Raw genomic sequence first — 8,008 nt, forward strand, 5'->3', positions numbered from 1 at the left:
GGAAACGGCGCATCTCCGCCATTCTGTCACGGCCGCCGAGCTGGGTCCGCCCGTTCGTCAGATGGCCGGGGGATCCTCGACGAAGGCCCGTAACCGTTCGATCGCCTGGTCCCATCGGTTCGACAGCTGGTTGAGATAGTCGCTGGCCTGTACCAGCGGCTGGGTCCGAACCGTCCAGATCCGCTCACGGCCGTGTTTGCGACTGTGTACCAAACCCACGCCTTCGAGCATCGACAGGTGCTTGCTGACCGCCTGACGGCTCACCGGAATCACTTGCATGACATGCGAAGTCGACGATGGTCCGCCGTCACACAGCCGGGTGAAGATGCGCAGCCTGGTCGGGTCGCCCAAGGCGTCGAACAGGGGCGCGGCTCCGTCGAGGGCCGCAGATGTGGTCACACTCGCTCGCCGAGTGCCAGGTACTTCTGCACCAGTTGGGTCTGCGCGGCCCAGCCTCCGCTGTTCGCTTCGAATGCGGCGGCGCGCCGCTCCTCGGGAATGGCGTCGAACCCGGATTCGACGATCTTGAGCAGTACCCCGTCAGGCGTTTCGGTCACGGTGAACTCGACAAGCGTCGTCGGTTCCTGGGAGTAGTCGGCGTCTGCTTCGACGGCGTAGGGATGCCAGCGGAACGCCAGCCGATGTTGCGGGTCGACCGAGACGATCTGCCAGGTGTCGGATTGGCCGGCATAGGGCTTCTGCTGTTGGGCGACGTCATCGTCGACGGTGGTCGGCGTGATCACCCCGGTGACGGACGCCCCCTCGACGAAGGGGCCATCGAAGCGGACCCCGAACCATCGACCGAACTCGGACGAATCGCTGATGGCCCGCCAGACCCGTTCCAGCGGCGCGCGGAGCAGAACTTCTTTCTCGATCCGATCAGTACTCATATGCAACCTCCTGGTTGCCTATCACGCTAACGGTTACTCAATACAAATGCAATCATTTGATTGCCTGTGGAGGGCGTCTATACCGCGTCGGGGTCCTCGGCGAACGCGTCGGCCGCCTTCTGCGCGAGCTCGATCGCCGCGCGCGCCCATTCCGGCGTGGCGCCAGCCAGCCCACACGCGGGCGTGATGCCGACGCGCTCGCGCAGCAGCGACCGCGGGAAGCCCAGGCGGTCGGTGATCGCGGCGACCGATTGGGCGATCTCCTTGACCGACGGGCGCCGATCCGGGGCGAGCACGGGTACCACGCCGAGCATCGCGATCCGGCCCGAGTCGACGAACTCGCCGATGCCGTCGAGGTCGCTGGCCTTAAGCGTTGATACGTCCACCGAGATCGCGTGAAGTGTGCTGCGCTGCAACGCCTTCCACGGAAGATCCGATGCACAGCTGTGCAGGACGACCTCGCCGCCCACGGTTGCCACGCATTGGTCGAATAGCGTGGTGGCCACCGCGTCGTCGACCGGATGCACCGGCGAGAAGCTGGTCACCCCCGTCAGTCGGCCCGCCAGCGCCGCCGGAAGCAGCGGCTCGTCGAATTGGACGACGACGGTGGTCTCCAGCCGCCGGGCCAGCTCGGCCCGGTGGGCGGCTACGCCTTCGGCGAGCGAACCGGCCAGGTCACGCAGCGCTCCGGGGTCGGTGATGGCGCGGTGGCCGCCAGGCAGCTCGAGTTGAGCGGCCAGCGTGATCGGGCCGGGAGCCTGGACCTTCACCGTCCGCGTGCTGCCGCGCAGGCCGGCCTTTTCCCAGGCCTCCTCGAGTGCGTCGACGTCCTCGCCGAGCAGACTGCTGGCGCGGCGGTTCACCGCGCCACGACCGCTCGCGATGCGATAGCCGCGCGGCACGGTGTCGATGCCGATGTCGACGAGCAGCGCGCCGGCGCGACCGATCATGTCGGCCCCCACGCCGCGGGCGGGCAACTCGACCACGTGGGTCAGGGTGTGCAACTCGCCGACCACCACCTCGGCGGCCTCGCGCGCGGACGAGCCTGGCCAGGAACCGATGCCGGTCGCCGCGGCGAAAACACTCACTCGGCCAACAGTATTCGATAGCCCCGCAAACGCGTTAGTCTCAGCCATGCCCGCGTCGGCCAGAAGGCTGCTGGTGGGGTGCGCCGTGGCCCTGAGCATGGCCGGGACCATGTCGTGCACGCACACCGTCGGCGGCAGCGGGGTCCGGTCGGTGCCGGGGTTCGACGACGACTCCCGGTCCCCGGTCGAGGTCGACGGCGTACTGCTCGAACAGTCGCAGATGCGGGCGATCACGGGCGTAGGCGAGCACCTCACGGTGATCCCAACCATGGACGGCAAGCTGCCCGTCGACATCGACCAGTTGGCCGACACCGCTCCCCCACCCTGCCGGTGGTACTTCGCCGAGACGCAGACGTTCGGACCCGAGGTCGAGGAGTTCCACAAGACGACGTATCAGGACCCGCCCGACGGCGCGCTGATCTCGCAGGGAGCCGCCGCCTACCGCGATCCGGACACCGCACGCCGAGCATTCGACGGCCTCGTCGAACTGGTCCATGGGTGCGACTCGACGGCGCTGGGCCCGAGGTTCGTCGGCGAGTGGACCGCGACGGGCGACTCGGTGCAGACCCGCACGGGCAGCGAGTGCGGCCGCGACTACCGGTTGAAGTCGGTCGTACTCGTCGAGGTGACGTTCTGCGCGTTCCCGGCCTCGGTGCCCGACATCGTGCTGACCAACATCATGGCCAAGGTGCCGGGTTAACGGGCGTCGTTCACCGCCTCAGGTTTGAGTGGCAGCGCTTTCGACGATGCTCCACAGCATCGCGTGGAAGCTCGCCCGCTGAGACGGGGGGATCACGGCGAGCCGGTCGTTGATCGCCGCATCGCGAGCGATGGCGACCTTCTTGACCATCTCTACCCCGGCCGGGGTGGCCTGTGGGATGCGTACGCGCCGGTCGCGCTCGGACACGGTCCGCACGATCAGACCGTCGCGCTCCAGCCGGTCGAGCAGCGGCACCAGGGTGGACTTGTCGATGCCGAGCTGGGTCGCGATCTCCAGTTGTGTGCGCTGTGTTTCGTCGCCGCTGATCAAGGCCAACACCAGCCAGTCCCGCAGATCCCCCAGACCGGCTTCGCGAGAGACCTTGTTGAACGCCTCCCCCAGAGCATCTGCGGCACGATGCGCCAGCCAGGTCAGATCACCGAGCCCAGGGTTGCCCTGACCCGCTGGCGGCTGCGGTGAGCGATCCCCTTGCGATGGCACGGCGACAACTGTACGTGAACGTCCCAAGACGATCCACCCATAAATAATCTTGTGTCAAATGATCGGAGGTCGTACGGTAGAGACATCAGCCTGCGCCACCGGAAGGATCGTCCGTGACCACCGATCTCGAATCACGCGTCCGCCAGCTCGAAGACCGCACGCAGATCAGCGAGCAGGTCATCAAGTACGCGGTGGGCGTCGACCGCCGCGACTGGGACATGTTCGCCGGCTGCTTCACCGACCCCGTCTACGCCGACTTCTCGGCCGGCGGCATGCCCGCGGAAACCGTCGCCCGCGATGTGCTCGTGGCGCGGATCTCCGCCGCCCTCAACGGCTTTACCGCCACCCAGCACATCAGTCCGAACCACGTCGTCGAGTTCGACGACAGCGATCCCGACCGAGCCATCTGTCACTCGTACATGTTCGCCCAACACCTGCTCGAGGGCGCCGACAACGGTGACTTCTATCTGCTTCGCGGCTCCTACACCAACCACATGCTCCGCACCTCCGACGGCTGGCGGATCGAACGAATCCTCCAACACCGCAGCTGGGAATACGGCAACAAGAACGCCGTCACCGAAGCCATGGCCCGTTCCGCGGCCGAGACTTAGGCACCACCGGGCAGCGGGCGTTTCCGAACGTGCGCTACTCCTTCTATTGGTGAAGGCCCAATCGATAATCGGGGTGGCTGGTGCTCGCGGCCTAATAGAGCACCGACGGAATCCAGGCGCCTTCCGGCTCCTGGTATTCGCCGAGGGTCATGTACGTCATCGGCTTGATCGGCCGCAGCCCCTGGCTCAGGCACCAACGAAAGAGGCCCGCCTGCCGCGTTGGCACCAGGAAGGATGCCGGCACCTCGCCTGCCGCGTGCGCGCCTGCGATCAATGCGCACAGGTCGTCATCGGTCACGGCTACGCCGTAGGCCGCCGGGAAGAAGGTGACGGTTGTGGCGTAGGCGGTGATTCGGCCGTCACGGACCGCGACAACGGGCGTGAGAGCCGGTGTCTGGAGGGCGTCGCACAACTCGCTCGTGCGCTCAAAGCCGTGGACGCTGAGGCAGACGCGCTCGCACTCCTCGACGTCGCTCTCCTCGAGTGGACGGACCTGGATGCCGCTGGGCGGCCCGCCCTTCGGTATGCCGCTCATTACGACCGCCGGCTCCCTGACCTCGAAGCCCAGTGAGGCATACAGCGCGAGCGACTGCATGTTGAAGGAGTCTTGAAAGAGCCGGATACCGCGCGCTTCGGCGCCCCGTGCGATCACTTCCTCCATCAGGCGCCGGCCAACGCCGCGCCCCTGCACATCGGGATCGATTGTGATCGGCCCGACCCCCGTGATCGGGCCGCGCTCGTCGAGGAAGTTGGAGCCGACGATCCGTCCATCGGCCTCCGCGACGACGCCCCAGATCCGAGGGTGCGCAATGAAGCTGCCTGTCAGCTGCGAGGCCGTTTCGAGCGTCGGGAAGTCGCGCGGGAATCGGTGATGATCGTGAAGGCCTGCGAATGCCTCATAGACGATCCGGGCGCACTCGTCACCGTCGGCGGGTTCGATCGCACGTACCACGATCCCCTCCGCGCTTCGCGTTCGTTTCGATTCGGTCGCATCGGCCATGGCTCGCCCCCTCGACACGCGTAAACCGATGGTCTTCCGAACCACCCACGAAGTCAATGGCGCCGGCCCTGAGGGGGTGCTCACGTGATGACCACGCAGGGCGGATTGTTCGGCGCCTACGCGCCTGCTGTGCAGGCGTTAATCGGAGACCGGCAGCCGTCGCACACTCCAGTCGAAGCGGCCCCGACACACCACAGTCCCCCTCGCGTCGGCGACTTGCGCGTTGGTGGATACCCGAGCCCGGTCAGTCTCGCCCGACCACAGTGGCTGCAGAGCGCTTCGCGCTACCTCATCCAGACAGCAGGTGGCCACCAGCCGCCCGCGAGCTGGAGCGAGGAACTCCAGAGAAGCGGCCCTGCCAAGAGGCACGATCCCTTCCATGCCGGAGTCCGGGCTCGCGGCGATGATCGCGCCGAGCCCTACCGCGTCGACCAGGGCGACGAGCCCGCTCGAATGAAGCGAACCGATGACGTTCGTCAACGTCTGTGGCGTCTGCGACGCGATCTCGGCTGTACCGTCCACAGCCCGCAGGACCTCGATACCAGTAGTGCGATGCGCCGGAATGGGCTCCAGAAGTCTTCGGGCTAGCGCCGTCATGTCCATCGACTCAGCCTGGCACGACCCGTTTACGGCCGAGTGACCACAGGTCGACATCCGCTGCTCTGCCGACCCGGTCGAATCGCCACCAGTACGTCAACCCGCAATAAGCGAATTCAACTCGCGGCACCGATGGTCGCGCTGCCGATCACTTCGTCACCGTCCGGGTCCGGCCGGTACAGCACCATGGTCTGGCCGGGGGCAACGCCCCGCAGCGCGCCGCGCAGATCGGCCACCAGCACTCCGTCGCGGAGTTCGACGACCGCGGTCGCGAGGCCGCCGTGAGCGCGGACCTGTACCTCGCACTCGATGGGGCCGGTGGGCGCGAAACCTGAAGTGAACACCGGTCGCTCACCGGTCAGCGTCCACACGTCGAGCTCGGCGGCATCACCGACGTGCACGGTGCCGCTCTCGGCGTCGATCGCAGTGACGTAACGGGGTCGGCCCTCGGGTCCTGGACCCGCGATGCCCAGCCCCTTGCGCTGCCCGATGGTGAAGCCGTGCACCCCGTCGTGCTCGGCGAGGACCGCGCCACTGCCGTCGACCACCGCGCCGCGGCGCACCCCGATCCGGGCCCCCAGGAACGCCTGGGTGTCACCGGATGGGATGAAGCAGATGTCGTGGCTGTCGGGTTTGTCGGCAACGGCCAGGCCGCGGTGCGCGGCCTCCTCGCGAATCCGGGGCTTGGGGGTGTCACCGATCGGGAACACCGCGTGCCGCAGCTGCTCTGCAGTCAGCACGCCCAACACGTAGGACTGGTCCTTGTCGCCGTCGATGGCGCGGCGCAGCCGACCGTCCGACAGCCGTGCATAGTGACCGGTGGCCACGGCGTCGAAACCCAGCGCCAGCGCGCGCGCCGACAGGGCCGAGAACTTGATCCGCTCATTGCACCGGACGCACGGGTTCGGGGTTTCACCACGCGCATAGGAGGCCACGAAGTCGTCGATCACGTCGTCCTTGAAGCGGTCGGCGAAATCCCAGACGTAGAACGGGATCTCGAGGATGTCGGCGACGCGGCGGGCGTCCCCGGCGTCCTCCTTCGAGCAGCAGCCACGAGAGCCGCTGCGCAGCGTTCCCGGTGCCGACGACAACGCCAGGTGCACACCGACCACGTCGTGTCCGGCGTCGACCATGCGGGCGGCGGCCACCGAGGAGTCCACCCCACCGCTCATCGCGACCAGAACGCGCATCACCGTCTACTCTTCGCGCAAGCGCTCATCGCCACTACTTTCGTGAACCCGCGCTGGCCAGCGCGGCCTGCCGAGCCCGGGCCACCGCCGTCGGCAACACGGCAAGCGCCGCGTCGACGTCCGCCTCGGTGCTGGTGTGCCCCAACGACAGTCGCAGCGATCCGCGGGCACTGGCCGGGTCGGCGCCCATCGCGATCAGCACGTGCGACGGTTGCGCGACGCCTGCGGTGCAGGCCGAGCCGGTCGAGCACTCGACTCCCTTGGCGTCCAGCAACATCAACAGCGCGTCGCCCTCGCACCCGCGGAACGTGAAGTGCGCGTTGCCGGGCAGGCGTTGCGCACCGGCGGCGCCGTTGAGGTAGACGTCGTCGATGGCGGCGACGACACCCGAGATCAGCCGGTCCCGCAGCGCCGAGATCCTGGCCCGGCTGCCGTCCAGCCCCTCCACCGCGATGCTGGCGGCGGTGGCCATCGCCACCGCGCCTGCGACATCCGGTGTGCCGGAACGGACGTCGCGTTCCTGGCCCCCGCCGTGCAGCAGCGGCACGCATGCGGTGTCGCGGCGCAGCAGCAGGGCACCGACACCGGTTGGGCCGCCGAACTTGTGCGCGGCCACGCTCATCGCCGAAAGGCCACTCGCGGCGAAGTCGACGGGCAGTTGGCCAACGGCCTGGATCGCGTCACTGTGCATCGGAATGTCGAACTCCGCGGCGACGGCGGCCAATTCGGCGATCGGCAGGATCGTGCCGACCTCGTTGTTGGCCCACATGATCGAGATCAGGGCGACGTCGTCGTGTTCGGTCAGCGCGTCGCGCAACGCGGAGGCGGTGACCGAGCCGTCGGGGCCGACGGGCAACCACGTCACCTCGGCATGTTCGTGTTCGACGAGCCATTCGATCGCGTCGAGTACCGCGTGGTGCTCGATGGGGGTGGTGATGATTCTGCGGCGGCACGGGTGGGCGTCGCGTCGCGCCCAGTAGATGCCCTTGACCGCCAGGTTGTCGCTCTCGGTGCCGCCCGCAGTGAAGATGACTTCGGACGGCCGGGCGCCCAGCAGCTGGGCCAGCGTCTCGCGGGCTTCCTCCATGCGTCGGCGGGCCGCCCGGCCCGTGGTGTGCAGCGAGGAGGCGTTGCCGACCGTCGCCAACACCGCAGTCATCGCCTCGATGGCAGCGGGGTGCATCGGGGTGGTGGCGGCGTGATCGAGGTAGACGGCGCTCATAGCCCGTCCAGGATACGGGCCGGGCCGCTTACTGCCTTATTGCACCAAGCGCAGTTGATCCACAGCCACGCACCGGCGAGGAACCGACAGCGTGGATCTGTCGTCCGGACCGGCCAGTTTCACGGCATGAACGAAGTCTTCGTCGGTAGCGAGGTACTCAGAAGGCGCGTGCTCACCCGCGGCCGACTGCGGTCGAACTACAAATCCAT

The 8,008-nt window shown here is 67.6% G+C and carries 10 protein-coding genes; 2 read left to right on the plus strand and 8 right to left on the minus strand.

All coding sequences use genetic code 11. The features are described 5' to 3' along the window. Window positions 1-57: 57 nt before the first annotated feature. From QOC69_RS20405 to QOC69_RS20415, 3 genes are all read right to left on the minus strand, one after another. Entirely contained in the window at window positions 58-399 is a 342-nt protein-coding gene (locus QOC69_RS20405) for an ArsR/SmtB family transcription factor (protein ID WP_526442926.1), read from the minus strand. Then, entirely contained in the window at window positions 396-890 is a 495-nt protein-coding gene (locus tag QOC69_RS20410; RefSeq protein WP_526442928.1) for an SRPBCC family protein, read from the minus strand. Before QOC69_RS20410 ends, QOC69_RS20405 begins: the two co-directional genes overlap by 4 nt. A 77-nt stretch (window positions 891-967) precedes the next feature. Continuing rightward, window positions 968-1,978 (minus strand): uroporphyrinogen decarboxylase/cobalamine-independent methonine synthase family protein, encoded by a 1,011-nt coding sequence (locus tag QOC69_RS20415; RefSeq protein WP_526442930.1) that lies wholly within the window; start codon window positions 1,976-1,978, stop codon window positions 968-970. A 46-nt stretch (window positions 1,979-2,024) separates the two neighbouring features. Between QOC69_RS20415 and QOC69_RS20420 the strand changes: the two genes are divergently transcribed. Next, a complete protein-coding gene (locus QOC69_RS20420) occupies window positions 2,025-2,678 on the plus strand; it encodes a sensor domain-containing protein (RefSeq protein WP_526442932.1) in 654 nt (217 codons plus the stop codon). A gap of 18 nt (window positions 2,679-2,696) precedes the next feature. On the opposite strand, the gene QOC69_RS20425 is transcribed toward QOC69_RS20420, so the two are convergent. Further along, window positions 2,697-3,179: a MarR family winged helix-turn-helix transcriptional regulator gene (locus tag QOC69_RS20425; RefSeq protein ID WP_526442934.1), complete on the minus strand. Its 483-nt coding sequence runs from the start codon at window positions 3,177-3,179 to the stop codon at window positions 2,697-2,699. 113 nt (window positions 3,180-3,292) lie between these two features. On the opposite strand from QOC69_RS20425, the gene QOC69_RS20430 reads away from it, so the two are divergent. Continuing rightward, a complete protein-coding gene (locus QOC69_RS20430) occupies window positions 3,293-3,790 on the plus strand; it encodes a nuclear transport factor 2 family protein (RefSeq protein ID WP_526442936.1) in 498 nt (165 codons plus the stop codon). Between the two features lie 91 nt (window positions 3,791-3,881). Here the strand turns inward: QOC69_RS20430 and QOC69_RS20435 are convergent, their stop codons facing one another. The 4 genes from QOC69_RS20435 to QOC69_RS20450 all read right to left on the minus strand — a co-directional run bounded on the left by QOC69_RS20435 (window position 3,882) and on the right by QOC69_RS20450 (window position 7,799). After that, window positions 3,882-4,790, minus strand: a complete 909-nt coding sequence (locus tag QOC69_RS20435) for a GNAT family N-acetyltransferase (RefSeq protein ID WP_526442938.1) — start codon at window positions 4,788-4,790, stop codon at window positions 3,882-3,884. Window positions 4,791-4,928: 138 nt separating this feature from the next. Beyond that, window positions 4,929-5,393 (minus strand): DUF4442 domain-containing protein, encoded by a 465-nt coding sequence (locus QOC69_RS20440; protein WP_526442940.1) that lies wholly within the window; start codon window positions 5,391-5,393, stop codon window positions 4,929-4,931. A gap of 110 nt (window positions 5,394-5,503) precedes the next feature. Further along, a complete protein-coding gene (mnmA, locus tag QOC69_RS20445; protein WP_526442942.1) occupies window positions 5,504-6,577 on the minus strand; it encodes a tRNA 2-thiouridine(34) synthase MnmA in 1,074 nt (357 codons plus the stop codon). Between the two features lie 34 nt (window positions 6,578-6,611). Continuing rightward, complete coding sequence (locus QOC69_RS20450; RefSeq protein WP_526442944.1) at window positions 6,612-7,799, minus strand: cysteine desulfurase family protein; 1,188 nt, start codon at window positions 7,797-7,799, stop codon at window positions 6,612-6,614. Window positions 7,800-8,008: the final 209 nt, after the last annotated feature.

Source organism: Mycobacterium sp., assembly GCF_032162105.1.
Classification (GTDB): domain Bacteria; phylum Actinomycetota; class Actinomycetes; order Mycobacteriales; family Mycobacteriaceae; genus Mycobacterium.